Source organism: Macromonas nakdongensis, assembly GCF_002837145.1.
GTDB classification, from domain to species: domain Bacteria; phylum Pseudomonadota; class Gammaproteobacteria; order Burkholderiales; family Burkholderiaceae_C; genus Macromonas_B; species Macromonas_B nakdongensis.
The window spans coordinates 1-1,658 of the sequence record NZ_NWMV01000157.1 but is presented as its reverse complement, the minus strand read 5'-3'; the positions used below and the strand labels follow the sequence as shown (position 1 = coordinate 1,658).

Below are 1,658 nucleotides of genomic sequence, written 5' to 3'. Positions count from 1 at the left end.
GTTGAGGCGGTAGTACAGGTCGTCGCGGAAGCGCCCGGCGCGCACCGCGGCAACTAGGTCGCAGTGGGTGGCAGCCACCACCCGCAGGCTCACCGCCACCGGGCGCGTGGCGCCGATGGGCAGCACCTCGTGCTCGGCCAGCACCCGCAGCAGCCGCGCCTGCAGCGCCAGGGGCATGTCGCCGATCTCGTCGAGGAACAGGGTGCCGCCGTCGGCCTCCTGGATCAGGCCGCGTTTGCCGCGCGGGCCGGCGCCGGAGAAGCTGCCAGGCAGGTGGCCGAACAATTCGCTCTCGATCAGCGACTCGGGGATGGCCGCGCAATTGACCGCCACGAAGGGTTGGCGCCGGCGCTCGCTGGCCTCGTGCAGGGCCCGCGCCAGGTATTCCTTGCCGGTGCCGGTTTCGCCGGTCAGCAGCATGTTGACCGGCGAATTGACCAGGCGCCCTGCCCGCTCGATCAGACGGTCCAGCACCGGGTCGCCACCCGACAGGGCCGCCAGCGGCGCGGGCACGCCGGCATCGACCACGCGGGCGGGCCGGGGGGCCGGTGGCGGGGGCGTGGCCCGCAGGAAGCGCACGTGGCCGCTGCCGGCCAGGGTCACCGCGCGGCGGTCGCCGGGCACCCCCTCGGTGTAGCGCGCCAGCGCCGCCAGGGGCAGGTCGAACAGGCGCTCGAAGGCGCAACCCAGCACCGGGCCGCCCACCTCGGCCTCGAGGGCCAACTGGGCCGCCCGGTTGTGGCCGACGACGCGCCCGCCCTCGTCCAGCGCCAGCAACCACTCCGGGTGCACGTCCAGGAACTGCGGTGCCCGGCTCAGGCGCAGCACCCAGTGGCGGCGGAAGCGCTGCAAAAAGCTGGCGTTCTCGATGTGGCCGGCGTAGACCTTGACCAGTTGCAAGGCCAGGTGCTGGCTCTCTTTGCCGGAAGGCGCGCTCAGGGCCGAAATGTCGAGCACGGCGGTGAGCCGACCCTGGTCGTCGTAAACCGGCGCAGCGGTGCAGGTCAGGGGAATGTGGGTGGCGTCGAAGTGGTCGGTGCGGTGCACCGTCAGCGCCTCGCCGGTGGCGATGCAGGTGCCCACGCCACAGGTGCCGGCCAGCGGCTCGCTCCAGTCCGCGCCCAGGTAAAGGCCGGCCTTGCGCAGGCTGGGCTCGCACACCAGGTCGCCCAGGAAGTCGACGGTCACGCCGCGCGCATCGGTCAGCAGCACACAGTAGCCCAGCCCGGCCACCTGGGCGTAGAGCGACTCCAGGCCATGGCGGGCGATCTGCAGAAAGGCATCCAACTGGTCCTGGTGTTCGCGCAGGCGGTGGCCCGGCAGGATCACCGCTTCTTGCATGCGGGTCGGGTCCAGCCGGTGGTCGCTGACGCAGCGCCGCCAGGAATCGTGGATCACCGCGTCGGCGGGGTGGACGTCCCAAGGAGCCAAGCCACCCCCCACCGTCCGCATCACGGTGTCGATGTGCACTTGCTGGGGACTGGGCATGGCGAACCTTTCGCGCCGGCGGCCAGCCCCTGCCGGCCCGGCCAGCGAGCCCAGGCACTGTAGCCCGCCCACGGCCCGGGCGGGGTCAGGGCAGACCCTAGGTGCGGGCGGCGCGGCCCCAGACGGCCAAGCCGGCCAGCACCCCCAGGCACAGCGCCACCAGCGGCCAC

Annotated in this window: 1 protein-coding gene; it reads right to left on the bottom strand. The window is 72.9% G+C overall.

The genetic code is table 11. The annotated features are described in order from the left end of the window. The coding region (locus CON77_RS14640) for a sigma-54-dependent Fis family transcriptional regulator (RefSeq protein ID WP_101050319.1) at positions 1 to 1,488 on the bottom strand (1,488 nt) is incomplete at its 3' end. Positions 1,489 to 1,658: the final 170 nt, after the last annotated feature.